The organism is Thermus brevis (assembly GCF_026427635.1).
Lineage (GTDB): Bacteria > Deinococcota > Deinococci > Deinococcales > Thermaceae > Thermus > Thermus antranikianii.
Genome location: NZ_CP102606.1, coordinates 616,617 through 637,855, shown reverse-complemented (window position 1 = coordinate 637,855; position 21,239 = coordinate 616,617). Strand labels below are relative to the sequence as shown.

Here is a 21,239-nt window from a genome sequence, read left to right as displayed (position 1 = left end):
AGGGGATCCGCAAAACCCCGTAGGCAGGAATGAAACCCAGGGCCCGTTGTCGGTGGCCCGGGGTTTGGGCCTTAAAATGCCCCCATGTGGCCCTTTTTTGCCCTGCTCCTCGGCCTGGTGGTGGGCTCCTTCCTGAACGTGGTCATCCACCGCCTGCCCAAAGGGGAGTCCATCGTCTTCCCGCCTTCCCGTTGCCCCGCCTGCGGGCATCGCCTGGCCCCTTGGGACCTGGTTCCCGTGTTCTCCTACCTGGCCCTTAGGGGGCGGTGCCGCTATTGCCATAGCCCCATATCCCCCCGCTATCCCCTGGTGGAGGCCCTCACGGGCCTGCTTTTTGCCCTGGCCGCCCTCTTCTACCCTCCCTCGCCCCAGGCTTTCCTCACCTTCGCCTTCCTGGCCCTCCTGGTGGCCCTTTCCTTCATAGACCTGGACACCTTGGAGCTTCCCGATTCCCTCACCTACGGCCTCCTCTTCCTGGGGCTCCTTTCCGCCTACCTCCTTTCCTTCCCCCGCCCCTTTGCCGAGGCCCTGGACGGAGCCTTGATCGCCGCCGGGGTCCTGGGGCTGGTGGCGGGGTACGGAGGGCTTTTCCTGAGGCGCTTCCGCGAGACCAGGGCGGAGGTGCCCGTGGGACCCCACCAGGTGCACATGGCAGCCCTTTTCGGTGCCCTCCTGGGCCCGGGGGTGGGCATGGCCCTGGCCTTCCTCACCTGGGCCCTCTCGGGGCGCACGGGAAAACCCGTGGTGCTTCCTGACCGGATAACCCTTCCCCTCCTGCCCCTGGCCTGGATCCTGGCTCCCTACCTGGGGGCCGACCTCCTCAGCACCTTGAAAGGGTCCTTCCTGGCGGCAGGGGGGTTGGCCCTGGCAGGGGGGCTTTACTGGGCCTTCAAACCCATCCACGAGGTAAACGAGGTAAACAAGGAGGGGGAGGAAACCGATCCCGTGGCCATGGGCTACGGGGATGTGAAGCTTTTGGGGGCGCTGGGAGCCTGGCTTGGGCTTTATAGCCTCCTGGCCCTGTTCCTGGGGGTCTTCGCCGGAGCCCTGGTGGGCCTGGCTTTCCGGCAACGGAAAATCCCCTTCGGCCCCTACCTGGCCTTAGGGGGTGGGGTGACCTTCTTCTTCGGGGAAACCCTGTGGCGGGCGTACCTGGCCTGGCTAGGCCTATAGTGGGGAGGATGGCGGTGGACCTTCTTCCCATCCTGGCCCAAAGGCGAAGCGTGCGCCGCTTTAAGCCGGTGCCCATACCCGAGGAAGACTTAGAGAAGCTCCTCTTCGCCCTGCAAAGAGCCCCCACCGACGCCAGCGCCCAACTTTACAGCGCCATCCGGATCACGGACCCCGGGCTCAGGGACAAGGTGGCCCAGCTTTCCGGTAACCAGGAGCACATCCGCCAGGCAGCGGAGTTCTTCGTTTTCCTGGCGGACGTCCATCGTCTGGAGAGGCTTCTCGCCCACCGAGGGGAAAGGATGGCCTTCTGGCCCAAAACCGCCTTGCACTTCGCCCTCTTGGATGCAGGGCTTGCCGCCAGCTACCTGGCCCTTACCGCCGAGGCCCTGGGCTACGGGGTCTGCTTCATCGGAGGGGTGCTGAACGGGGTGGAGGAGCTCATCAACCTCCTGGAGCTTCCCAGAGGGGTCATCCCCGCGGTGGGCCTGGCGGTGGGCGTTCCGGATGAGGAAGGCCCCCCCAGGCCCCGGCTTCCGAGGAGCCTGGTGGTGCACGAAAACCGGTACCGGCCCTACAGCCCGGAGGACCTCGAGGCCGCCTTCCAGGCCATGGCCTCCTATAGCCGGGTGGGGGACTGGGGAAGGGTCCTGAGGCGGTACTTCGCCCAAGGGGGAACCATGGAGGAAAGGGAAACGCCCTACGGCCAGGCCCTGGCCCGTCAGGGCCTGGATCCCGACCTTCCCCCCGGTACCCCCTTCTACTCCCTGGGTGCCCTGCTGGCGGAGGCCCTGGGAGAAGGCCGGGCCGTTCTTTTCCGCAAGGGGGAGGCCTGACTGGAGCGGGAAACCGAAGCCTTCCGAGGGGAAGGAAGCCCAGGAGAGGCCCTCCTCACTGCCCTAAAGAAGGCCCGGGGGGAGATGAAGGACTGGCCCTGAACCCAGGCGCGGTCTACTTCAAGGCCTCCTGCACCACCCGCCGGGCACCCCGGTAGGCCTTCTGATAGAAGGGAGCCTCGAGGCTCTCGATCACCACCCGGCTCCCGTAGCTGCTGGCGTGGGCAAAGACCCCCCGGCCCAGGTAGAGGCCCACGTGGTCTATATCCTTTCCCCCAAAGCTGAAGAAGACCAGGTCCCCCGGGCGCAGGGACTCGGCGGCGGGAAAAGCCTGAAACTGCTCCCGGGTGGTGCGGGGCAGGGCTATGCCCAGCTCGGCGTAGACCTGGGCTACAAAGGCTGAGCAGTCCACGGAGGTGGGCGAGTTGGCCCCGTACTTGTAGGGCACCCCCAGGTAGCGGAGGACGATTTTGAGAAGCGGGCTTTCCGGGTCGTAATCCTCGCCCACCGCCAGGGGAGATTCCCCCGGGTCACGGGCATGGCCTCCCCCCTGGGACGAGGGAGGGGACTCCGGGGCGGCTTTCCCCCTGGATCCATCCTCCCCCCTGGGGGCCGGGATCCTTAGGGTCTGACCCACCTTAAGCCCCGGCGTGGAAAGCCCGTTGAGGCGCATGAGCTCCTCCACCGTGGTCCCATAGCGGCGCGCCAGGGAGAACAGGGTATCCCCAGGGGCCACCACGTGGATGCGCTCCCCCCCTTGGGGAAGCCTGAGCACCTGCCCCGGCTGGATGAGGAAGGTATCCAGGCCATTGAGGCGCATGAGTTCCTCCACCGTGGTGCCGTAGCGCCGGGCGATGGAGAACAGGGTATCCCCTGGGGCCACGGTGTGCGATAGGGCAGGCCCTTCCAAAGAGCCCCCTTGGGGAGAGCTCACCTGGGCCAGGGTCCAGGGGAAAAGCAAACATAGGACCGCCAGGGCCAACCTGCGGGGCATGGCCCCATTCTACAGGAAGCGCCCCTTGGCCTTTTCCCGGGGGTGTGCTACAATCCCGGAAGGCGGGGGCCGTTAGCTCAACTGGCAGAGCACCGGTCTCCAAAACCGGGGGTTGGAGGTTCGAGTCCTTCACGGCCCGCCATGCCAGCCCAAAGGGCTAGGTTTAAGGCCCCTCGAGGGCCTTTTTTAAATCCTTCCGCCTGCCATGCAGGATTACCAGGTGCTCATCGTTGGGGCGGGCTTTGCGGGGAGCGAGGCCGCCTACCGGTTGGCGCAAAGGGGGGTGCGGGTGGGCCTCCTCACCCAGAGCCTGGACTCGGTGATGATGCCCTTTTTGCCCCCAAAGCCCCCTTTCCCGGAGGGGAGCCTCCTGGCCCAGGTCTACCACCCGGCCGATCCCCGGCTTTGGGCCTTCCACGCCCGGGCCAAGTACCTCCTGGAAAACCAGCCCAACCTGCATCTTTTCCAGGCCACCGCCACGGAGCTCCTCCTCGAGGGGAGAAGGGTGGTGGGGGTGGGCACGTGGGAGGGCCTTCCGGCTAGGGCCTTCCATGTGGTGCTGGCGGTGGGGAGCTTTCTCGGGGCCAGGCTCCGCATGGGCGAGGTGGAGGAGGAGGCAGGCCGGCTCTCCGAGGCCAGCTACCCGGACCTCTTCCTCCACCTCCAGGCCCTGGGCTTCAGCTTCCTGAAACGGGAAAGGGAGGTACCCCAAACCCCGGGAACCCCTGGCTACACCGTCAGCTACCACGCCTTCCATCCGGAGGAATGGGAGGAGACTACCTTCCGTCTAACCAGGCTCGAAGGGCTTTACGCCGTGGGCCTTTGCGTGCGGGAAGGGGAGTATGCCCTCATGAGCCAAGAAGGCCTGCGCCTGGCGGAGCACCTTCTCCATGAGCTTGGGTAGGGGTTTTTCCCCCGGATCCACAAGCTGTTCCCTTCGGGAAGCCGCCCCTTCCCCATCCCAAGGAGCCACGTACACCCCCACCCGTAGCCTGCGGTGGGTGAGGGTGTGGTGCACCTCCCCGGCGAAGCGGGGATCCACCCCAAAGCTTCGCACCCTCCGGGGAAGTTCCTCCTGGGGAAAGAGGGGCACCCCGTAAAGCCCGGCGAAACGCCCTTCCAGCCTCTCCAGGTAAACCCCTTCCCTCCCCCAAAGGACCAGGGCCGCCAGGGCTTCCTCCCGCACTTTTCGCCTCCTGGCCCCTGGGTAACGCCCCGGGTCCACCCGCCCCTGGCACAAAGGGGCGACGGGGCACTCCGAGCAAAGGGGCCTCCGGGGTAGGCACACCGTGGCCCCCAGGTCCATGAGGGCTTGGTTCCACTCCCCCGGGGCTTCCCCTTGGGGCAGAAGGCCTTGGGCCAGGTTTCGAAGCATCCTGGGGGCAGGGTTTTCCAGGGCAAAAACCCGGGAAAGCACCCGCCTCACGTTACCGTCCACCGCCGCTACCCTTTCCCCAAAGGCCAGGGAGGCCACCGCCGCCGCCGTGTACGGACCCAGGCCGGGAAGCTTAAGAAGCTCGGCGTAGCTTCGGGGCAGGGCCTCCACCTCCTGGGCCAGGCGGTGGAGGTGAAGGGCCCGGCGGTAGTAGCCCGCTCCCTGCCAGGCCTTAAGCACCTCCTCCAAGGAAGCCTCCCGCAAGGCCTTCAGGGTAGGAAAGCGGGCAAGGAAGCGGTGGTAGTAGGGGATGGCCTGGACGGTGCGGGTTTGTTGGAGGAGTACCTCGGCCACCAGGATGCGGTAGGGATCCTTCTCCCCCCGCCAGGGCAGGGAGCGGGGGTTTTCCCGGTACCAGGCGAGCAGAGCTTCCTGAAACTTCTCCATGATCAGTAGACCCCGAAAAGCCTTCGGTGCTCCACCATGAGGCAACGATCGGCCACCACGGGAATGCCCGCTTCCTTTAACGCCTCTTCAAAGCCCGGATGGCGGATGCCGGTCTGCAGCCACACCAGGCCCGGCCTCAGGGCCAAGACCTCGGGCAGGTGGCCAAGAAGGGCCTCCGGAGGGCGGAAGACATCCAGGATATCCACGGGCTCGGCAATCTCCTTCAGGCTCGCCACCACCCGCATCCCGAAAAGCTCCTCCCCGGCAAAGCGAGGGTTAACGGGCAGGATGCGGTACCCCTTCTCCCAGAGGTACCGGGGCACGTAGTGGGCGGGGCGGGAAGGATCCTTGTGGGCTCCGAGAACGGCGATGTTCCTGGCCTTTTCCAGATAGGCCTTGAGTTCCAGGTCGGTCATGGCCGGTAGTCCAAGGGCCTCAGGTAAAACTCCCCGATGGCCGTGGAGGAAAGGAGGGCCACGGTAGGAAGGGCCCGCTTCCAGTGGGTGCGGTTTACCCGCTCCTTGACCCGCCCTATCTCCTCCTGGGTGTAGCCCAGGCTCTCTATGTAGGCATCGGGGTAGCCCTTCAGATAATGCTCCAGGATGACATCCGCCCGGAGGTAGCGCACCCCCAGGTCCCCCTCGTCCGTCTGGCCCGGGATGAGATCCGCGGTGGGGACCTTCTCCACCACCGCCTGCGGCACCCCCAGGTGGCGGGCCAAGCCCCAGACCTGGGTCTTGTAAAGGTCCCCCAAGGGGTTCACGGGGGGGGTGTCGTCCCCGTGCCAGGTGAAGTAGCCGAAAAGCCTTTCCGTCTTGTTGCCCGTGCCCAGGGGCAAGGCCTGGTAGGCCTGGGATTTGTCAAAGAGCACCATCATCCGCGCCCGGGCCATGAGGTTGCCCTTGCGGTGGGGGGTGAGGTCCGGGGTCATGGCGGCATAGCCCTCCACCATGGGGGTAATGTCCACCTCCTCCAGGTCCACCCCGAAGGTTTCCGCCACCAGGTAGGCGTGCTCCCGGGAAAGGGGGCTGGAGTCCCGGTGGGGAAGGAAAAGGGCATGGACTTGCTTTCGCCCCAGGGCCCGCACCGCCAGGGCTAAGGTGGTGGCGGAGTCCACCCCTCCGGATACCGCCACGATGGCCTTCTCGTAGCCCCGCCAGGCCAGCTCCTCCCGGATAAAGCGGGTGAGGAAGTCCGCCACCAGGGGCCAGTTGAGCTCCAGGCTTTCCTGGGCTTTGGGCGCCTGAACGATCCTCATCCTCCCCCCTTTCCAAGAACCCTCTCCAGGTCCGGGAGAAGAAGGGGAAGGGCCGCCTCGAGGTCCGAAAGCAGGGGGCTATCGTAGCGCACCGGGGGAATGCGCCCGGGGTCCAGGTCGAAGAGCAAAGCCGCCTCCTCAAAGAGGGGGGCCTCGGCCAGAATCCTCCCTTCGGGCCCCACCGCCAGGCTTCCCCCGCTCATCCCCTTCCCTCCCTCAAACCCCACCAGGCTGGAGAGCACCACGTACACCCCGTGCTCCGCCGCCACCGCCCGGGCCAGGGTTCGCCAGCGCTCCACGTTCTCCGGGCGTTCCCCCTGGAAGCCCCTGGCCGGGCTTGCCGCCGGCACGTAGATGGCCTCCGCCCCATCCAAGGCGGCAATGGCCGCGGTGATGGAGTGCCAGAAGTCCTCGCAGATGAGGATGGCCACCCGGCCGAAACGGGTGTTAAAGGCCTCCACCCGCCTGCCCCGGGCCAGGTAGCGCTCCTCGTCAAAAACCCCATAGGTGGGCAGGAAGACCTTGCGGTGCACGTGAACCACGCGGTGGGGAAGCTCGAGGTAGGCGGCGCTGTTGTAATAGGCCCCCTCATCCCGCTCATAGAAGCCCACCACCACGTCCAAAAGCCCCTCCCACCCCACGGCCCGGTGCACCCCTGAAAGGAGCTCCAAAAGCTCGTGGCGGGTCAGGGCCAGTTCCCGCACCCCTCCCTGCAGGAAATACCCGGTCAGGGCGGCCTCGGGAAGGACCACCACCTCGGGGGCATGGGGACGGAGGGCCTCGAGGCGCTCCGCCAAGCGGGCCAGGTTCTCCTTAACCCTGGCCTTCTCCGGACGAAACTGCAAGACGGCGTGCCGGATCACGGATCTAGCCTACACCCCCATGAACCGTAGCGCTGGGCTCCAGGTAAAGCCTGGGGTCCGCCTCCGGGAAGGGGTTATCCCGCTCCTCCAAGGCCCTAAGCTCCTCGGGGGAAACCCCTCGGAGGAGGTGAAAGAAGGCCTCGGCGTGCCCCTGGTAGCGTTCCTTGGCGTACCCCGCCGCCTGGGCGGTATCGATGAGGAAGGGCCAGTCGGAGGCCTCGAGGAGCAAGAGCTCCCGCATGGCCTGCTGGAGCACCCTGGAGGGCAGGTTGCCGTGGCGCACCGCCTCCCGCATGGCCCCTTCCGCCCGGTACACCGTGCGCCAGTAGTCCCAGGTGGCCTCGTTGAGCCAGACCCTGTGGTCCCCTCCCCGGCCCCAGGAACCCTCGGGCAAGGCGGAGCGCACCGCCTTGCCCTGGGCCGCCTCCTTCGCCGTCACCGCCTGCGCCCCCCTCCTTTGGGCCAGAAGCCTCAGCACCTCCTCCAGCCAGGCCACCCCCTCGTACCACCAGTGGCCGAAGAGCTCGGCGTCGTAGGGGGCCAGGATCACCCCATCCGGGTGCTCCCGGGAAAGCCGCTCCACCAAATCCACGAAGTGAACGGCATGCTCCTTCACCTTGAGAAAGGCCGCCTCGGGATCGTAGGGCGCCTTGGCCGAGAGGTCCGCCTGGCGGTGGGTCACCCGCCAGTGGTGGAGGCCGGAGATGGGGTCCTTGCGGTGGAACTCCCGGTAAAGCCCCTCCCCCGGGTAGCCGTAGTCGGCGCTCCACACCTGCAAGGAGGTCTCCAGGTTGCGGGCCAAAACCCTCAGGCCCGACTCCAGCTCGTGAACGTAGTAGGTGGCCTCAGCGCTTTCCACCGGACCCAAGGAGGCCTCCCCGTAAGGGGAAAGGGGCCTTCCCCCCTGGACCAGGTGGGCGTCCACGAAGGTGTAGCGGATCCCCGCCCGCATGAGAAACTCGTCCACCCCCGGCCTGACCCCTTCCGGAGCCCCCTCCACAGGGGGCTTCCAGGGGCCCCTGGGCCGGTAGGCCATCTCGGGAAGCCAGTAGCCCGTGGGATCCTTGGCGAAGTGGCGGCGGTAGGTGATCACCCCGGTTTTGACCTGGGCCCAAAGGGCCTCGTCGTAGCCCAGAAGCGGGGAGTAGCCGTGGGTGGCGCTGGAGGTGAGAAGCTCCACCTGGCCCCGGTCCTGGGCCCGGCGGAAGGCGGCAAGGAGGTCCCCCCTCAGGTGGTGGAAGTGATCCAGGGTGAGTTCCCAAAAGGCCACCTGGTGGCGGGCGCTGGCCTCGAGGTCCGTCCCCTGGTAACGGAGATAATCCCCCTGGGCCCGCTCCAGCCGGTCCCTGGCATACGCCCAAAAGCCTTCCCTCACCTTGGCGTCAGCCAGCTGCTCCGCCAGAATGGGGGTGATCCCCAAGGTAAAACGGGCCTCCACCCCTTCGGCATAAAGCCGATCCAGGAGCCTGAGAAGCGGCAGATAGGTTTCCGCCATGGCCTCGTAGAGGGTTTCCTCCCCAAAGGGCCACATCCCGTGGGAGCGCACGTAGGGGAGGTGGGCGTGGAGGACCAGGGCAAAGCGTGCCATGGATCTAGCGTACCACGGTGCCTTCCCCGGCCAAGGCCCGCCTTATGGGGTCTTCCATCCGGGCATCGGCGAAAATGACCCGCTTCACTCCCCCCTTCACCGCCTCCACCGCCCCCATCACCTTCCGCTTCATCCGCCCCTGGGCCAGGGAAAGGTACTCGGGGTCCTCCACCCTATCCACGGGGATTTCCCGCACCAGGCTGGCCTCATCGGGGTAGCGGGCCAGAAGGCCCGGCACGTTGGAGAGGTACACCAGGGCCTCCGCCTGGTAGACGGTGGCGAGAAGGGCCGCCACCTGGTCCCCGTCGGTATTGATGGCCTCCCCCTCGTAGCTGATGGCGGGAGGGGTGATAACCGGCAGATACCCCGCCCCCAGGAGGAGGTCCAGAAGGGCCCGGTTCACCCGCTCCACGGTGCCCGTGTAGTCCCCGCGGTGGATCTTGATCTTTCCGTCTTCCACATACTTCACCGCGGTCTTGCGGCGGCCCTCCAGAAGCCTTCCATCCAGCCCGGAAAGCCCCAGGGCATTGGCCCCTTCCCTTTGCAAAAGCTCCACCAGGCGCTTGTTCACCAGGCCGCAGTAAACCATCTCGAAGATCTCCAGGGTCCTGCGGTCGGTGAGGCGGCTCACCTGCCCCCCGGGGTGGGTGAGGAACCGGGGCGGGTGGCCCAGGGCCTCCGCCACCTTGTTGGTTTCGGCGCTTCCCCCGTGGACCAAAAGAAGCCTCACCCCCTCCTTCCACAAGGAGGCGGCATCCCTGGCCACTGCCTCGTAGTTGATGCCCTCGGCACCCCCTACCTTGACCACGATCACGGCAACCCCCCCTTGCACCTACGGGTGCAGTCCCGGGAAATCCAGGCCAAGGGTCTCGGGCCAGCCCATGCGGAGGTTTAGGGATTGCAGGGCATGCCCGGCGGTGCCCTTCACCAGGTTGTCGATGGCGGTCATCACCACCAGCCTCCCCGTGTCCTCCTCCAGCTCAAAGCCGATGTCCGCATAGTTGGTGCCCTGGACGAAGCGGGGGTCGGGATAGCGGTGAATGCCCTTTTTCTGCTTGACGATGCGGATGAAAGGCTCACCCCCATAGGCCTCCCGGTACGCCTGCCAGACATCCCGCTCGCTCCAGCCATCCTGCAAAAAGGCCTGGGCGGTCATGAGGATGCCCCGCACCCGGTCGGTGGCGATGGCGGTGAGGTGCACCTCGGGCTTTCCCGGGAGGTTCTCCACCACCTCGGCGGTGTGGCGGTGGCCCGTGGGCTTGTAGACCCGGATGGAGCCGGCCCGCTCGGGATGGTGGCTGGCAGGGCTGGGCTCGGCCCCCGCCGCCGAGGTGGAGATGAGGAGGGTGACGAAGATGGGTCCGGGCTTCAGCACCCCTCCTTTAAGGAGGGGGTACAGGCCCAGGAGCGTGGCGGTGGCGTTGCACCCGGCCCCCGCCATCCAGTCCGCTTCCTTAAGCCTCTCCCGGTAAAGCTCGGGCAGGGCGTAGACAAAGCGGCCGAGAAGCTCGGGCCTGGGATGCTCCCCGTAGTACTTGCGGTAGAGGTCCAGGTCCTTAAGCCGGAAGTCCGCGGAAAGGTCGATGAGGATGGGGGCTAGATCCGCATAGCGCTCAAACTCCTGGGCGAAGACCCCGTGGGGCAGGGAAAGCACCAGGATGTCGGCGGGCTCCAGTTTCTCCGGGGGGATGAACTTCAGGTTGGTTCTCCCCCTCAGGTTGGGATGGACGAAGGCCACGGGCTCGCCGGCAAAACGCCTCGAGGTCACCTGCTTCACCCCGAGGTGAGGGTGGGAAAGGGCCAAGCGCAAAAACTCCCCCCCCGCATACCCCGAAGCCCCCACGATGGACAAGGTCTTTTTCCCGGCGCTCATGAAGCCGTCCCCCCTTGCTCCCACGTGTACCGGAGGATCTCCCCCGGGATGTCCACCCCCGTGGTGTGCACGGAGTTCTTGAACTCCATGGTGTGGTTCACCTCGTTCACCAAAAGGCCCCGCTCGGACTCAAAGAGGTCGATGGCCACCACCCCGCCCCCCACCGCCTGGGCCGCCCGCACGGAAAGCTCCGCGATCTCCGGGGTTACGGAGCAGTTTTCCGCCTGCCCTCCCCGGGCGGTGTTGGTGATCCAGTGCTGGCTCCTCCGGTAGATGGCGGCGATGGCCCTATCCCCCACCACGAAGACCCGTATGTCCCGCCCCGGCTTCCTCACGTACTCCTGCAGGTAAAGGAGCTGGTGCTGAAACCCCCCCAGAACCTCCTTGTGCTCCAGGATGGCCTCGGCGGCCTCCCGGTCGGTGATCTTGGCGAGAAGCCTTCCCCAGCTCCCGATCACCGGCTTCAGCACCACGGGATAGCCCCATTCCTCCATGAGCTTCAGGGCCTCCTCCGCATCGGTGAGGAGGGCGGTTCTGGGCTGGGGCAGGCCATGGCGCTCCAGGGCCACGCTGGTGGCCCACTTATCCCCGCAGGTTTCCATGACCTCAGGCCGGTTCACCACCGGGATGCCCAAGGCGGTGAGGTAACGGGCCACGGCCAGGCCCCGGGTCTGGCTCACGCAGCGCTCCAGGGCCACCGTGACCTCCTCCAGCTCCTTGGGCCTCTCCCCCAGGACCATGCGCAAGGCGGGAACGTAGACCTTCTTGTAGGGAATGCCCAGGGCCTCAGCCCTTTCAAAGAGCATCTTCTCGTCGGGACGGATGCGGTCGTACAGGATGGCCAGCATGGCGATGGCTCTTCCCCCTTTCAGGAACCCCCGGACCGGGCTGAAGCCCGGCCCGGGGCCTCGAGGCTCCCTACCCTAAGGGGATGGCCTCACTCTCCCCAGTCCTCCGCCTCCTCCGGGGCGGGCTCCAGGCGAAGGGGGTCCAGCCCCACCACCTCCAGCTCCGCGCCGCAGTCCTCGCAAACCAAAAGCTCTCCCAGCTCCGGGTTCTCCAGGGTAAGCTCCGCACCGCATTCAGGGCAAGTGGCTACCATTCCTCGTCCTCCTCTTCGATCTCACTCCAGTCGGGGATGAACCGGAAGCCGCACTCCGGGCACTCCACCTCTTGGCCTTGATCCTCCTCGGATACCTCAAAGGTGTAGCCGCAACGGGGGCAGTCCACGAAGAAGGCCTCGAGGCCCTCCTCCGTCACCTCCACCTCGAGGGGATCCAGGGAGACCACCTCCAAAAAGGCCCCGCAGGCTTCGCACTCCAGCACGTCCCCTACTTCCAGGGTCTCCATGTCCTCGGCCAGCACCACGCTGACCTCGCCGCACACCGGGCAGGTGATCTCCAGGTCCTCCATAAACCCCAGTCTACTCTCCCGGGAAGCGGCCGTGCTTCTTGTAGTAGTCCAAAAGGGAACCCTCCCTCAAAGCCTCCAAGAGGAAGGGCGGCGGGGGACGAAGGGCGAAGTGCTCCCCTCCCCGCACCAGAACCCCCGTTTCCAGATCCAGCTCCACCCTATCCCCGTCCTCTAGCGCATCCACCACCTCCTCCGACTCAAAGGGAATGATCCCCAGGTTCACCAGGTTGCGGAAGAAGATGCGGGCGTAGCTCTTGGCGATGACCACCTGGATGCCCAGCTTGCGCAGGGCCTCCGGGGCGTACTCCCGGCTACTGCCAAGCCCGGCATTCCTTCCGAAAACCAGGATGTCCCCGGGTTTCACCTCCTTGGCGAACTCGGGCCGCAGGTGGGCGAAGGCGAAGGTGTGGAACCGGTCCTCCCCCACCATGAAAGGAGCGTACTTGCCGGGAAGGATGTCATCCGTGTTGATGTGGTCGCCAAACTTCCAAACCCTAGGCATGGGCTTCCTCCTGAGGCAAAGAGGCTAGGTCCTCGGGGGTGGCGATATACCCGGCCACGGCGCTGGCCGCCGCCACACGGGGGCTTGCCAGGTAGATCTCAGCATCGGGAGCCCCCATCCGCCCCCGGAAGTTGCGGTTGCTGGTGGACACGCACACCTCTCCCGGGGCCAAAACCCCCATGTGCCGCCCCATGCAAGGACCGCACCCAGGGGTGCCGATGGTGGCCCCGGCCTCCAGCAGGGTGAGCAGGGTGCCATCCCGGGTGGCCTCCTCCAAAACCTGGGAGCTTGCGGGAATCACCAAAAGGCGCACCCCGGGGGCCACCTTCTTCCCCTTTAACACCTCGGCGGCGGCCCTCAGGTCCTCGATGCGGCCATTGGTGCAGGTGCCGATGAACACCTGGTCCACCCGCTTGCCCCGGACGGCAGCCACCTCCTGCACGTTGTCCACGTAGAAGGGTACGGAAACCCTGGGGGAAAGGGTGGAAAGGTCGATCTCCACCTCCCGGGCATACCGGGCGTCGGGGTCGGGGTAGAGCCAGTCAGGCACCCGGTAGAGGTCCAGGATCTCCCCCGAGGGCACCACCAGCCCCGCCTTGGCCCCAGCCTCCACGGTGAGGTTGGCCAGGGTCATGCGCTCACCCCGGCTCAAGGACTCCGCCCCGTCCAGGAGGTGGATCTCCACCGCCATATAGGTGGCGCCCTCGGCGGTGAGGAGGCGTACCATCTCGAGGGCCGCGTCCTTGGCGGTAACCCCCTTGGGAAGCCTCCCCCGGAAGGTCACCTTGACGCTTTCCGGCACCCTGAACCAGGTGCGGCCGCTGGCAGCGGCCAGGGCGATATCCGTGGCCCCCATGCCCGTGCCGAAGGCCCCCACTGCCCCGTAGGTGGTGGAGTGGGAATCCGACCCCACCACGATCCAGCCCGGCTGGGCCAGGCCCTCCTCGATGAGCACCTGGTGGCACACGCCTCTTCCCACGTCAAAGACCCGGATGCCGTGCTTCCTTCCCCATTCCCGGATCTCCTTCTGGGCCTTGGCCACCTCGAGGTTGGCCGCCGGGGCCACGTGGTCGATGACGATGGAAACCCTTTCCGGGTACCGGGGGGTGGCCTCCAGGTAAGCCAGGCGCTTGAAGAAGCTCCCGGCGATGGAGTCGACCACCATCACCTGGTCCACCTCCACCACCACCAGCTCCCCGGCCCGCACCTCTCTTCCCGCCTTCCTGGAAAGTATCTTTTCCGCCAAGGTCATGCCCATGCCCGCCTCCTATACTGAGGGTATGACCTACACTGCCCTCGTCTACGAAGACCCTGAAACCCCGGGCACCTGGATCGCCGAGTTCCCCGCCATCCCTGAAGCCCATTCCTTTGGCCGGACCCCCGAGGAAGCCTTGGCCCACGCCAAAGAAGCCTTGGAGCTGGTACTGGCCTACCTGAAGGAAACAGGCCGCCCTCTTCCCCCAGACGTCCGCACGGTGCAGGTGGGGATAGATGCCGCCTAGACCCGAGGAAGTGGCCAGAAAGCTTCAGCGCCTGGGGTTTGTGGAGCGCATGGCCAAAGGGGGGCATCGGCTTTACGCCCACCCCGATGGCCGGATAGCCGTGATACCCTTCCACAGCGGAGAGCTTCCCAAGGGCACCTTCAAAAAAATCCTGAAACAGATTGGCCTCACCGAGGAGGAGTTCCAAAACCTTTAGCCTCATGCCGTGATCCACTCCCTCAGGATGCGGTCCAGCTCCTCGAGGGTCAGCTGACCCTTATCCGCCAGGGCCTTGATGTGCTGGGTGATGCGGGCCAGCTCCTCCTCTCCGTAATGAAGGCCAAGCTCCTCCGCCCGCGCCTTGATGGCATGCCGGCCTGTGAGCTTGGAGGCGATGATGAGCTTGCGCTTCACCCCAAAGACCTCCGGCGGATAGGGCTCGTAGGACTCGGGGTTGATGTAGATGGCCTTGAGGTGCATCCCCGCCTTGTGGCTGAAGGCGGTTTCCCCGGTGATGTAGTTGTTGAAGGGAATCTCTATCCCCACCATCCGGGCCACCATGCGGTCCAGCTCGGGAAGCATCTCCAGCTTGTACTTCCGGCGCACGTACTCGGGTTGCAGGGTGTACATGCGGGCCAGAAAACCCCCTAAAGGGGTGATCCCGTTCCGCTCCCCGATGCCCAGGATGGTGGTGTCCACATGGGTGGCTCCCGCCTCTATGGCCTCAAAGGCATTGGCGATGGCGCAGCCCGTGTCGTTGTGCCCGTGGAACTCTATGTCCACGTGGGGGCCCACCACCCGCCTGACCTCCCGCACCAGGGCGAAGACCTGCCTGGGGGTGGCGATGCCCACGGTATCCGCCAGACCCACCCGGTCCACATAGGGGGCGATGGCCTGATAGATCTCCAAAAGGTCGTGCTCATCGGAGCGGAAAGTGTCCTCGGCGGAGAAGCGCACCTCCACGTGGGGAGCCTTCTCGCGAATGTAGCCAATGACCTCCTTAGCCTCCTCGATGATCCGGGGGATATCCCGCCCGTGGGCGGCCCTGAGGTACTTGCTGGTACCGAAAAGGAGGTCTATGCCCTGCACCCCGGTTTCCACCGCCACCTTGGCCGCATCCAGCCGGGTCTGGATGTGGGTCACCACCTTGGCCCTCAGGCCCAAGGAAGCCAGGACCTCCGCATCCTTGCGGGACTGGGGGGAGGCCATGGGGGTAGTGACCTCGATGTACTCCACGCCGAACTCGTCCAGGGCCTTGGCGATCTCGATCTTGTCCTGGGTGGAAAAGTTGGCCCTTTCAAACTGCTCCCCTTCCCTTAAGGTGGAATCGATAATCTTCCATTCCCGCATGCGCTCCTCCCCAAAAAGAAAACCGGCCCGAACTCGGGCCGGGGGATAAGGAACCCTCTGGGGCTACCCTACCCCCCGGCGGCCGAGTTTTTTCTCAAGGGCCAGCATCTTGCCTGTAAGGGTATACGAAACCCTCCTTTTTGTCAACGCCCAAACCGCCTTTCGCGGGCCTGGTAGCTCCTCAGAGCCCTCAAGAAGTCGATCTTCCGGAACTCCGGCCAGAGCACGTCGGCGAAGTAGAACTCCGAGTAGGCCGACTGCCAAAGGAGGAAGCCGGAAAGCCGGATCTCCCCCGAGGTGCGGATGATGAAGTCGGGGTCGGGAAGGCCTGCGGTGTAGAGGTGGCGGGCGATGTCCTCAGGGGTAAGCCCCTCCGCAACCTCCTTGGGGGAAAGGCCCCTTTCCCAAGCCTCCAGAAGAAGCCTTTTCACCGCGTCCACGATCTCCTCCCGCCCCCCGTAACCCAAGGCGATGTTCAGCACCATGCCCTGGTGGTGCTGGGTCTTGGCCTCGAGGCGCTCCAGCGCCCTTAGCACCTCCTCGGAGAATCCCTCCCGCCGCCCGATGAAGCGCACCCTCACCTGGTGCTCCAGGATGCGGTGGTCCTCCGCCATCCTTTCCGCCTCCCGCACGAAAAGGCGCATGAGCTCCTCCACCTCCTCGGGGGGGCGCTTGAAGTTGTCCGTGGAGAAGACCCAGACCGTCACGGTTTTTATGCCCATCTCCAGGCACCATTCCAGGACCTCGTAGGCCTTCTGGACCCCGAACTCGTGCCCCTTCACGGGGGATAACCCCAAGGCTCTGGCGTAGCGGCGGTTCCCATCCAGGATGAGGCCCAGGTGCTTGGGAACCGGGCCTCCTTTCACCTCCTTAAGGAGGCGCTTTTCGTAAAGCCAGTAGAGGGGCCGGGTGAGGGAAAGGAGGCGGCGGACCATACCCTTTCCACCCTAAGGCGGGTGGATGAGAAAGGGAAGGCCCTAGGCCAACTACCGGTAAAGCTCCCGGGCGATGATGTGGCGCTGGATCTCCGAGGTGCCCTCGTAGATCTCCGTCACCTTGGCGTCGCGGTAGTAGCGCTCCACCCGGTAGTCCCGGTGGTAGCCGTAGCCCCCCAGGACCTGCACCGCCTCCCGGGTCACCTCCACCGCCACGCTGCTGGCGAAGAGCTTGGCGGTGCTGGCCTCGAGGGTGAACCGCTCCCCGGAATCCTTTTTCCTGGCGGCCTCCAGCACCAAGGCCCGGGCGGCGGCGATTTTCACGTGCATGTCAGCGATCTTGAAGGCGATGGCCTGGTGTTCCCGGAGCTTCCTGCCGAACTGCTCCCTCTCATCGGCATAGGCCTTGGCGATCTCAAAGGCCCCTCGGGCGATGCCCACCGCCTGGGCCGCCACCCCGACCCTGCCCGAATCCAGACCCGCCAGAGCGTAGGCCAAGCCCCTTCCCTCCTCGCCCAGAAGGTTTTCCTCGGGCACGAAGACCCCCTCGAGGCGAACCTCGGCGGTGTGGGCGGCGTGGAGGCCCATCTTCGCCTCCGGGGGGCCAAAGGAAAGGCCAGGGGTATCCTTCTCCACCAGGAAGGCGCTGATGCCCTTCTCACCCCTGGCCATGACCACGTAGAGGTGGGCCTGGCCTGCGGAGGTGATCCAGCTTTTCAGGCCGTTCAGCACGAAACCCCCGGGCACCCTTCTGGCCTCCGTGCGGATGCTGGCGGCATCGGAACCCGCCTGGGGCTCGGTGAGGCAGAAGGCCCCGATCCACTCCCCCCGGGCCAGGGGCACCAGGTACTTTCTTTTTTGCGCCTCGGTGCCGAAGCGAAGCAGCATGTACTGGGGAAGGCCGCTGGTCACCGAAAGGACCACGGCCACGCTGGGATCGGCGGCGGCGATCTCCTCGAGGGCCAGGGCCCAGGTCACGGAATCCAGGCCCACTCCTCCCCATTCCTCCGGGGTGGTCATGCCCAAAAAGCCCAGCTCCGCCAAAGCCTTCAGCTGGGGCCAGGGGTATTCCCCCGTGCGGTCGTACTCCGGGGCCAGGGGGTAAAGAACCTCCTTGGCCACCTGCCGTACCGTGTCCAGCGCCAGTTTCTGCTCGGAAGTGAGGGTCATCAGGGATATCGTATCACCGCACTTGGGCAAAAAAACGTCATGTATGTGGGAGGCTATGGGCGGGCAAGGATGGGCCATCACCCCTCACCCAGGCGCAAAGCCCTTTTCGACTGTCAGGAGGGGGGCTCACCCCAGCGGGGAGCCCGCTCGGCGCTCAAGCCCAGGTGGTCCAGGATGCGCTGGGTGATGAAGCCCAAAAGGTCCCGGATCTCCTTGGGCCGGTGGTAGAAGCCAGGGCTCGCCGGGAGGATCAAGGCTCCGGCCTCCGTCGCCTGCACCATGGCCCTAAGGGTGGGGAGGGGCAGGGGAGCCTCCCGGGGCACCAGGATCAGGGGGCGCCGTTCCTTCAGGTGCACGTAGGCCGCCCGGGTGAGGAGGGTATCCGCCAGGCCCAGGGCGATCTTGCTAAGGGTGGTGGCGGAACAGGGCACCACCACCATGCCCTGGGTACGGAAGGAACCCGAGGCGATGGGGGCACCGAGGTCGCCGTCCTTGTACACCCGGCTGGCCAAGGGGTAGAGGTCCTTCGGGCTCAGGCCCATCTCCTCCCACAAGACCCGCTTGGCCCCCTGGCTTAAGACCAGGTGCACCTCGGCAAGGCCCTGCAGGCTTTCCAAAAGGTCCAGGGCGTAGGGCATGCCGCTCGCCCCCGTCAAGCCCACCACCACCCGGGGAAGTTCCGCCATGGCTTCCATGCTATCCCCTATTCCGAAGGCTTCCCGTGGTTTCCCATGCAAAAACCCCAGGCCCTTTGGGCCTGGGGGGCACCCCGTGGAAGCGGAGGGTTACTTGAGCTCCACCACCGCGCCCACGGCCTCGAGCTTCTTCTTGATCTCCTCGGCCTCGGCCTTGGGGATGCCCTCCTTGATGGGGCCCCCCTTCTCGGCCAGGTCCTTGGCCTCCTTGAGGCCCAGGCCGGTGATGGCGCGAAGCTCCTTGATGACCTCCAGCTTCTTGGCCCCGGCGTCCTTGAGGATCACGTCAAACTCCGTCTTCTCCTCCACGGGAGCCGCGGCCTGGGCCGCAGCAGGAGCCGCCGCCACCGCCACCGGGGCCGCCGCCGTCACGCCCCAGGTCTCCTTGAGCACGTCGATGAGCTGCTTGAGTTCCAAAACCGTAGCCTGAGAAAGCTCTTCCTTAATGCGTTCGATGTCCAAAGCCATCTTCCACCTCCTATGCCGCCTTCTTCTCCGCGTACGCCTCCAGGATGCCTACCAGCTCGCGGGCCACGCCGCCCAGGACCCCCACCAGCTCCGCCATGGGCGCCTGCAAGACGCCCAAAAGCTCTGCCCTGAGTTCGTCCATGGTGGGAAGCTCCGCCAGGGCCACCACGTCCTTGGCCGAAAGCACCTGGCCCTGCAAAAGCCCGCCCTTGGCCTCAGGGATGCCCTTGGGGTTCTTCTTGGCGAACTCCGAAAGGGCCTTGGCCGCCGCCACCGGGTCCTGGTAAAAGACCACGGCGCTGGGCCCCTGAAGGCCATCCAGCTCGGGCAGGCCCAGCTCTTTAAGGGCGATGCGGATCAGGGTGTTCTTGGCCACGAAGAGCCTGGCCCCCTTCTCCTTCAGGGCCTGACGCAGGGCATGGGTTTCCTTGGCGGAAAGCCCCTGGTAGTTCACCAGGAAGAAGGAGCCATGGGCCCGCTCAAGGTTCTCCTTGAGGGCGGCAAGAAGCTCAACGTTACGCTTATTGGGCACGCCTTCCTCCCTTTGGGGCAGGGGAACCCCAGCCGACTTTTCGGGATTTCTGCGAAACGCTCCCCCTGCAAGCGCCTCGGCGGGATGTTTAAGGCCTGAAGCCCCCCGCTGTCTTTGGCCTGGGCGCCGTAGCGCCCGGGGTGCCATAGAGGAGTTTAAAAGGCAGGGGGCCTGGCGTCAAGCCAGGCCCTAAGAAGGCTGCTCTCAGGAATGCGGGTTGATGCGGATGCTGGGCCCCATGGTGCTGGTCACGTAGACCGAGCGCAGGAAGGTGCCCTTGGCCGCCTCGGGCTTGCTGGCCTCGAGGGCCCGGATGAAGGCCCGGATGTTCTCGGCAATCTTCTCCGGGGGGAAGCTCACCTTGCCCACGGGGGCGTGGATGGCCCCGGTCTTGTCGTTCCGGAACTCGATGCGGCCCGCCTTGATCTCCTTGATGATCTCCCCGATGTTGAAGCCCACGGTGCCCGCCTTGGGGTTGGGCAGAAGCCCCCTCGGGCCCAGAATCCGGCCCAGCTTGGAGCCCACGGCCCCCATCACATCGGGGGTGGCCACCACCGCATCGAAGTCCATCCAGCCATCCAGGATCTTCTGGATGATCTCCTCCCCGCCCACGTAGTCGGCCCCGGCCTCCTCGGCCTCCTTGATCTTCTCCCCCTTGGCGATGGCCAGAACCCGCACCTGCTTGCCCAGGCCGTGGGGAAGGGAAACCGTGCCGCGCACGTTCTGGTCGGACTTGCGGGGATCGATGCCCAGCTTGGCGTGGACCTCCACGGTCTCGTCAAACTTGGCCGTGGCCAGCTCCTTCACCAGCCGGGCGGCCTCGTCGATGGTGTAGATCCGGGTGGGGTCCACCTTTTCCAACAGGGCCCGGTAGCGCTTGCCGTGCTTAGGCATCCTTCACCTCCGGGGCGCCCACCACCTCCACCCCCATGGAGCGGGCCGACCCTGCGATCATGCGGGCGGCGGCCTCGAGGTCGGTGGTGTTCATGTCGGGCATCTTCTGCTTGGCGATCTCCAGAACCTGCTGCCAGGTGATGCGGCCCACCTTCTCCCGGCCGGGCTTATGAGCCCCCTTCTCCAGCCCCGCCGCCTTGCGGATCAGGTAGCTGGCGGGCGGGGTCTTGGTGATGAAGGTGAAGGAGCGGTCGGCGTAGATGGTGATCTCCACGGGGACGATGGCGTCCCCCATGTTGGCGGTGGCCGCATTGAAGGCCTTGACGAACTCCATGATGTTGGCCCCGTGTTGGCCCAGAGCCGGGCCCACCGGGGGTGCCGGCGTGGCCTTGCCAGCCGGCAGCTGAAGCTTCACCACAGCAACGACTTTCTTCATTTTTCCCTCCTAGGCTCCCCCCAAGTTGGGGGTGCAAACGCCTCCTAAGCCTTGACCACCTGGGAGAAGTCCAGCTCCACCGGGGTCTCGCGCCCGAAGATGGTGACCATGACCTTGACCTTGCCCTTTTCCGGGTTGATCTCGGTCACGGTGCCGGTAAAGTCGGCAAAGGGGCCGGAAACCACCCGGACCTGATCCCCTTCCCGGAAGGCCACCTGGGCCTTGGGGGCCTCCTTCTTGCCCAAAAGCCCCGACACCTCCAGGATGTGCCGCACCTCATCCGGGGAAAGGGGTACCGGCTTATGCCCTGCCCCCACGAAGCCGGTGATGCCCGGGGTACCCCGTACCACCTCCCAGGCCTCGTTGGGCTCCTCCTCGTCCCCCAAGTCCATCTGCACAAAAAGGTATCCGGGGAAGAGCTTCTTCTTGACGACCTCCTTCTTGCCCCCCTCGCGGAGTTCCACCACCTCCTCCGTGGGGATGAGCACCTGGAAGATCTTGTCCTCCATGCCGAAGGCCTTAACCCGCTTCTCCAGGTTGGCCTTGGCCTTCTCCTCCTGCCCCACGTAGGTGTGGACCGCGTACCATTCAATGCTCATCGCACAAGCCCTATCAGGAACCGGAAGACGAGATCGTAGAACCCCAAGACCACCATGGCCACCACGGTGAAGACCAGGATGGCCTGGGTACCCTCCACGATCTGCTCCCGCGTGGGCCAGGTAACCCGGGCAAGCTCGGCCCGGGCTTCCTGGAAGTAGCGAACAATCCGGGTAAACATCAGACCTTCACTTCCTTGTGTACCGTGTGCTTATCGCACCAGGGGCAGTACTTCTTCAGCTCCAGCTTGGTGGTGGTGTTGCGCTTGTTCTTCTCGGTGGCGTAGTTGCGGCGCTTACACTCGGTGCACTCCAGGAGGATTTTGATGCGGACTTCGCTGGCCATGGTTCACCTCCTTTCCC

28 protein-coding genes, 1 tRNA gene and 1 pseudogene are annotated in these 21,239 nt (G+C 65.6%); 6 read left to right on the top strand and 24 right to left on the bottom strand.

Features of this window, described 5'->3' with window-relative positions; all coding sequences use genetic code 11:
* Positions 1 to 84: 84 nt before the first annotated feature.
* A complete protein-coding gene (locus KQ693_RS03630) occupies positions 85 to 1,173 on the top strand; it encodes a prepilin peptidase (RefSeq protein WP_267261945.1) in 1,089 nt (362 codons plus the stop codon).
* 8 nt (positions 1,174 to 1,181) lie between these two features.
* Positions 1,182 to 2,108: pseudogene (locus KQ693_RS03625) on the top strand (nitroreductase family protein).
* Positions 2,109 to 2,121: 13 nt separating this feature from the next.
* Here the strand turns inward: KQ693_RS03625 and KQ693_RS03620 are convergent.
* Positions 2,122 to 3,000, bottom strand: a complete 879-nt coding sequence (locus tag KQ693_RS03620) for a C40 family peptidase (RefSeq protein WP_267261944.1) — start codon at positions 2,998 to 3,000, stop codon at positions 2,122 to 2,124.
* 66 nt (positions 3,001 to 3,066) lie between these two features.
* Between KQ693_RS03620 and KQ693_RS03615 the strand changes: the two genes are divergently transcribed.
* Together KQ693_RS03615 and KQ693_RS03610 are read left to right on the top strand one after the other, a co-directional pair.
* Positions 3,067 to 3,142, top strand: a tRNA-Trp gene (locus KQ693_RS03615).
* A 63-nt stretch (positions 3,143 to 3,205) separates the two neighbouring features.
* Entirely contained in the window at positions 3,206 to 3,904 is a 699-nt protein-coding gene (locus KQ693_RS03610) for an FAD-dependent oxidoreductase (protein ID WP_267261943.1), read from the top strand.
* On the opposite strand, the gene KQ693_RS03605 is transcribed toward KQ693_RS03610, so the two are convergent.
* The 12 genes from KQ693_RS03605 to KQ693_RS03550 all read right to left on the bottom strand — a co-directional run bounded on the left by KQ693_RS03605 (position 3,788) and on the right by KQ693_RS03550 (position 13,577).
* Positions 3,788 to 4,822 (bottom strand): A/G-specific adenine glycosylase, encoded by a 1,035-nt coding sequence (locus KQ693_RS03605; RefSeq protein WP_267261942.1) that lies wholly within the window; start codon positions 4,820 to 4,822, stop codon positions 3,788 to 3,790. The genes KQ693_RS03610 and KQ693_RS03605 overlap by 117 nt on opposite strands.
* 2 nt (positions 4,823 to 4,824) lie before the next feature.
* Positions 4,825 to 5,238 (bottom strand): CoA-binding protein, encoded by a 414-nt coding sequence (locus KQ693_RS03600; protein ID WP_267261941.1) that lies wholly within the window; start codon positions 5,236 to 5,238, stop codon positions 4,825 to 4,827.
* Complete coding sequence (locus KQ693_RS03595) at positions 5,235 to 6,080, bottom strand: NAD+ synthase (protein ID WP_015716127.1); 846 nt, start codon at positions 6,078 to 6,080, stop codon at positions 5,235 to 5,237. Before KQ693_RS03595 ends, KQ693_RS03600 begins: the two co-directional genes overlap by 4 nt.
* Entirely contained in the window at positions 6,077 to 6,943 is an 867-nt protein-coding gene (locus KQ693_RS03590) for a nitrilase-related carbon-nitrogen hydrolase (RefSeq protein WP_015716126.1), read from the bottom strand. The genes KQ693_RS03595 and KQ693_RS03590 overlap by 4 nt, the downstream gene beginning before the upstream one ends.
* 4 nt (positions 6,944 to 6,947) lie before the next feature.
* Positions 6,948 to 8,531: a 1,4-alpha-glucan branching protein gene (locus KQ693_RS03585; RefSeq protein ID WP_267261940.1), complete on the bottom strand. Its 1,584-nt coding sequence runs from the start codon at positions 8,529 to 8,531 to the stop codon at positions 6,948 to 6,950.
* Between the two features lie 4 nt (positions 8,532 to 8,535).
* The gene (locus tag KQ693_RS03580) at positions 8,536 to 9,345 is read right to left on the bottom strand and encodes a [LysW]-aminoadipate kinase (protein ID WP_267261939.1); all 810 of its coding nucleotides are present in this window, start codon (positions 9,343 to 9,345) and stop codon (positions 8,536 to 8,538) included.
* An 18-nt stretch (positions 9,346 to 9,363) separates the two neighbouring features.
* The gene (gene argC / locus KQ693_RS03575; RefSeq protein WP_267261938.1) at positions 9,364 to 10,404 is read right to left on the bottom strand and encodes an N-acetyl-gamma-glutamyl-phosphate reductase; all 1,041 of its coding nucleotides are present in this window, start codon (positions 10,402 to 10,404) and stop codon (positions 9,364 to 9,366) included.
* Positions 10,401 to 11,252 (bottom strand): lysine biosynthesis protein LysX, encoded by an 852-nt coding sequence (gene lysX, locus KQ693_RS03570; RefSeq protein ID WP_267261937.1) that lies wholly within the window; start codon positions 11,250 to 11,252, stop codon positions 10,401 to 10,403. Before lysX ends, argC begins: the two co-directional genes overlap by 4 nt.
* An 89-nt stretch (positions 11,253 to 11,341) precedes the next feature.
* The gene (gene lysW, locus KQ693_RS03565; protein ID WP_038040644.1) at positions 11,342 to 11,506 is read right to left on the bottom strand and encodes a lysine biosynthesis protein LysW; all 165 of its coding nucleotides are present in this window, start codon (positions 11,504 to 11,506) and stop codon (positions 11,342 to 11,344) included.
* On the bottom strand, positions 11,500 to 11,817 hold the full coding sequence (locus tag KQ693_RS03560; RefSeq protein WP_038071028.1) for a paraquat-inducible protein A: 318 nt from the start codon (positions 11,815 to 11,817) through the stop codon (positions 11,500 to 11,502). Before KQ693_RS03560 ends, lysW begins: the two co-directional genes overlap by 7 nt.
* A gap of 10 nt (positions 11,818 to 11,827) precedes the next feature.
* Entirely contained in the window at positions 11,828 to 12,319 is a 492-nt protein-coding gene (locus KQ693_RS03555; protein WP_219760367.1) for a LeuD/DmdB family oxidoreductase small subunit, read from the bottom strand.
* Complete coding sequence (locus KQ693_RS03550; RefSeq protein WP_267261936.1) at positions 12,312 to 13,577, bottom strand: 3-isopropylmalate dehydratase large subunit; 1,266 nt, start codon at positions 13,575 to 13,577, stop codon at positions 12,312 to 12,314. Before KQ693_RS03550 ends, KQ693_RS03555 begins: the two co-directional genes overlap by 8 nt.
* Positions 13,578 to 13,599: 22 nt before the next feature.
* Here KQ693_RS03550 and KQ693_RS03545 point away from each other — a divergent pair, with 22 nt between their 5' ends.
* On the top strand, positions 13,600 to 13,821 hold the full coding sequence (locus KQ693_RS03545; protein WP_015716117.1) for a type II toxin-antitoxin system HicB family antitoxin: 222 nt from the start codon (positions 13,600 to 13,602) through the stop codon (positions 13,819 to 13,821).
* Complete coding sequence (locus tag KQ693_RS03540; RefSeq protein WP_267261935.1) at positions 13,811 to 14,017, top strand: type II toxin-antitoxin system HicA family toxin; 207 nt, start codon at positions 13,811 to 13,813, stop codon at positions 14,015 to 14,017. The genes KQ693_RS03545 and KQ693_RS03540 overlap by 11 nt, the downstream gene beginning before the upstream one ends.
* 2 nt (positions 14,018 to 14,019) lie before the next feature.
* Here the strand turns inward: KQ693_RS03540 and lysS are convergent, their stop codons facing one another.
* The 11 genes from lysS to rpmG all read right to left on the bottom strand — a co-directional run bounded on the left by lysS (position 14,020) and on the right by rpmG (position 21,222).
* Positions 14,020 to 15,150 carry a homocitrate synthase gene (lysS, locus tag KQ693_RS03535; RefSeq protein ID WP_038071019.1) on the bottom strand — a complete coding sequence of 377 codons (1,131 nt, stop codon included), beginning with the start codon at positions 15,148 to 15,150 and terminating at the stop codon, positions 14,020 to 14,022.
* Positions 15,151 to 15,293: 143 nt separating this feature from the next.
* Positions 15,294 to 16,085 carry an isoprenyl transferase gene (locus KQ693_RS03530; protein WP_267261934.1) on the bottom strand — a complete coding sequence of 264 codons (792 nt, stop codon included), beginning with the start codon at positions 16,083 to 16,085 and terminating at the stop codon, positions 15,294 to 15,296.
* Between the two features lie 51 nt (positions 16,086 to 16,136).
* The gene (locus KQ693_RS03525) at positions 16,137 to 17,255 is read right to left on the bottom strand and encodes an acyl-CoA dehydrogenase family protein (RefSeq protein WP_126213535.1); all 1,119 of its coding nucleotides are present in this window, start codon (positions 17,253 to 17,255) and stop codon (positions 16,137 to 16,139) included.
* Positions 17,256 to 17,368: 113 nt separating this feature from the next.
* Positions 17,369 to 17,950 (bottom strand): UbiX family flavin prenyltransferase, encoded by a 582-nt coding sequence (locus KQ693_RS03520; RefSeq protein ID WP_015716112.1) that lies wholly within the window; start codon positions 17,948 to 17,950, stop codon positions 17,369 to 17,371.
* Between the two features lie 90 nt (positions 17,951 to 18,040).
* Entirely contained in the window at positions 18,041 to 18,418 is a 378-nt protein-coding gene (gene rplL, locus KQ693_RS03515) for a 50S ribosomal protein L7/L12 (RefSeq protein WP_015716111.1), read from the bottom strand.
* Between the two features lie 10 nt (positions 18,419 to 18,428).
* Positions 18,429 to 18,950 carry a 50S ribosomal protein L10 gene (gene rplJ / locus KQ693_RS03510; protein ID WP_015716110.1) on the bottom strand — a complete coding sequence of 174 codons (522 nt, stop codon included), beginning with the start codon at positions 18,948 to 18,950 and terminating at the stop codon, positions 18,429 to 18,431.
* A gap of 204 nt (positions 18,951 to 19,154) precedes the next feature.
* Positions 19,155 to 19,844 (bottom strand): 50S ribosomal protein L1, encoded by a 690-nt coding sequence (gene rplA / locus KQ693_RS03505; protein WP_267261933.1) that lies wholly within the window; start codon positions 19,842 to 19,844, stop codon positions 19,155 to 19,157.
* Positions 19,837 to 20,280 carry a 50S ribosomal protein L11 gene (gene rplK, locus KQ693_RS03500; protein ID WP_015716108.1) on the bottom strand — a complete coding sequence of 148 codons (444 nt, stop codon included), beginning with the start codon at positions 20,278 to 20,280 and terminating at the stop codon, positions 19,837 to 19,839. The genes rplA and rplK overlap by 8 nt, the downstream gene beginning before the upstream one ends.
* Positions 20,281 to 20,324: 44 nt before the next feature.
* Complete coding sequence (gene nusG, locus KQ693_RS03495; protein ID WP_038029241.1) at positions 20,325 to 20,879, bottom strand: transcription termination/antitermination protein NusG; 555 nt, start codon at positions 20,877 to 20,879, stop codon at positions 20,325 to 20,327.
* Complete coding sequence (secE, locus tag KQ693_RS03490; RefSeq protein ID WP_219760374.1) at positions 20,876 to 21,058, bottom strand: preprotein translocase subunit SecE; 183 nt, start codon at positions 21,056 to 21,058, stop codon at positions 20,876 to 20,878. The genes nusG and secE overlap by 4 nt, the downstream gene beginning before the upstream one ends.
* Positions 21,058 to 21,222 carry a 50S ribosomal protein L33 gene (rpmG, locus tag KQ693_RS03485; protein WP_015716105.1) on the bottom strand — a complete coding sequence of 55 codons (165 nt, stop codon included), beginning with the start codon at positions 21,220 to 21,222 and terminating at the stop codon, positions 21,058 to 21,060. Before rpmG ends, secE begins: the two co-directional genes overlap by 1 nt.
* Between the last annotated feature and the right edge of the window lie 17 nt (positions 21,223 to 21,239).

Bases quoted from the DNA above. Each gene is read 5' to 3' on its own strand.
- KQ693_RS03630 (WP_267261945.1), top strand. From the start codon at position 85: ATGTGGCCCTTTTTTGCCCTGCTCCTCGGCCTGGTGGTGGGCTCCTTC.
- KQ693_RS03620 (WP_267261944.1), bottom strand. From the start codon at position 3,000: ATGCCCCGCAGGTTGGCCCTGGCGGTCCTATGTTTGCTTTTCCCCTGG.
- KQ693_RS03610 (WP_267261943.1), top strand. From the start codon at position 3,206: ATGCAGGATTACCAGGTGCTCATCGTTGGGGCGGGCTTTGCGGGGAGC.
- KQ693_RS03605 (WP_267261942.1), bottom strand. From the start codon at position 4,822: ATGGAGAAGTTTCAGGAAGCTCTGCTCGCCTGGTACCGGGAAAACCCC.
- KQ693_RS03600 (WP_267261941.1), bottom strand. From the start codon at position 5,238: ATGACCGACCTGGAACTCAAGGCCTATCTGGAAAAGGCCAGGAACATC.
- KQ693_RS03595 (WP_015716127.1), bottom strand. From the start codon at position 6,080: ATGAGGATCGTTCAGGCGCCCAAAGCCCAGGAAAGCCTGGAGCTCAAC.
- KQ693_RS03585 (WP_267261940.1), bottom strand. From the start codon at position 8,531: ATGGCACGCTTTGCCCTGGTCCTCCACGCCCACCTCCCCTACGTGCGC.
- argC (WP_267261938.1), bottom strand. From the start codon at position 10,404: ATGAGCGCCGGGAAAAAGACCTTGTCCATCGTGGGGGCTTCGGGGTAT.
- lysX (WP_267261937.1), bottom strand. From the start codon at position 11,252: ATGCTGGCCATCCTGTACGACCGCATCCGTCCCGACGAGAAGATGCTC.
- lysW (WP_038040644.1), bottom strand. From the start codon at position 11,506: ATGGTAGCCACTTGCCCTGAATGCGGTGCGGAGCTTACCCTGGAGAAC.
- KQ693_RS03560 (WP_038071028.1), bottom strand. From the start codon at position 11,817: ATGGAGGACCTGGAGATCACCTGCCCGGTGTGCGGCGAGGTCAGCGTG.
- KQ693_RS03555 (WP_219760367.1), bottom strand. From the start codon at position 12,319: ATGCCTAGGGTTTGGAAGTTTGGCGACCACATCAACACGGATGACATC.
- KQ693_RS03550 (WP_267261936.1), bottom strand. From the start codon at position 13,577: ATGGGCATGACCTTGGCGGAAAAGATACTTTCCAGGAAGGCGGGAAGA.
- KQ693_RS03545 (WP_015716117.1), top strand. From the start codon at position 13,600: ATGACCTACACTGCCCTCGTCTACGAAGACCCTGAAACCCCGGGCACC.
- KQ693_RS03540 (WP_267261935.1), top strand. From the start codon at position 13,811: ATGCCGCCTAGACCCGAGGAAGTGGCCAGAAAGCTTCAGCGCCTGGGG.
- lysS (WP_038071019.1), bottom strand. From the start codon at position 15,150: ATGCGGGAATGGAAGATTATCGATTCCACCTTAAGGGAAGGGGAGCAG.
- KQ693_RS03530 (WP_267261934.1), bottom strand. From the start codon at position 16,085: ATGGTCCGCCGCCTCCTTTCCCTCACCCGGCCCCTCTACTGGCTTTAC.
- KQ693_RS03525 (WP_126213535.1), bottom strand. From the start codon at position 17,255: ATGACCCTCACTTCCGAGCAGAAACTGGCGCTGGACACGGTACGGCAG.
- KQ693_RS03520 (WP_015716112.1), bottom strand. From the start codon at position 17,950: ATGGAAGCCATGGCGGAACTTCCCCGGGTGGTGGTGGGCTTGACGGGG.
- rplL (WP_015716111.1), bottom strand. From the start codon at position 18,418: ATGGCTTTGGACATCGAACGCATTAAGGAAGAGCTTTCTCAGGCTACG.
- rplA (WP_267261933.1), bottom strand. From the start codon at position 19,844: ATGCCTAAGCACGGCAAGCGCTACCGGGCCCTGTTGGAAAAGGTGGAC.
- rplK (WP_015716108.1), bottom strand. From the start codon at position 20,280: ATGAAGAAAGTCGTTGCTGTGGTGAAGCTTCAGCTGCCGGCTGGCAAG.
- nusG (WP_038029241.1), bottom strand. From the start codon at position 20,879: ATGAGCATTGAATGGTACGCGGTCCACACCTACGTGGGGCAGGAGGAG.
- secE (WP_219760374.1), bottom strand. From the start codon at position 21,058: ATGTTTACCCGGATTGTTCGCTACTTCCAGGAAGCCCGGGCCGAGCTT.
- rpmG (WP_015716105.1), bottom strand. From the start codon at position 21,222: ATGGCCAGCGAAGTCCGCATCAAAATCCTCCTGGAGTGCACCGAGTGT.